Raw genomic sequence first — 302 nt, forward strand, 5'->3', positions numbered from 1 at the left:
ATGATGACGGAAATGATGTCCAAGCATCATGAGAGTCCATCCCTAACTCAATAGCCGGGTGTTGCACTCAGCCTCTGAAACCGCCGGTTTTCTCCGTCAGGTCTAACGAAGCGGCAATCTGCTTTATCTTGGCGTTGAGTGCCTTTTTATTAGTGAGGAAGTCAGGCATGATAGAAAGTGCGGAAGTGATATTAGATACCTGTTTGAGCCTTTTTTCTGCAGCCTGCGGGAGTTTGGGAGGTATTGACGGAAGATCGCCTAGTGTACTGTTTTCGAAAAAATCAGCCACCAACTAACGGAAA

General features: G+C 46.7%; 1 protein-coding gene. It reads right to left on the reverse strand.

The annotated features are described in order from the left end of the window. Nucleotides 1-67 precede the first annotated feature (67 nt). Entirely contained in the window at nucleotides 68-289 is a 222-nt protein-coding gene (locus DW49_RS0107560) for a hypothetical protein (protein WP_152522397.1), read from the reverse strand. Nucleotides 290-302 lie beyond the last annotated feature (13 nt).

Source organism: Pseudomonas avellanae BPIC 631, assembly GCF_000444135.1.
In the GTDB taxonomy this organism is placed as follows: Bacteria; Pseudomonadota; Gammaproteobacteria; order Pseudomonadales; family Pseudomonadaceae; genus Aquipseudomonas; species Aquipseudomonas avellanae.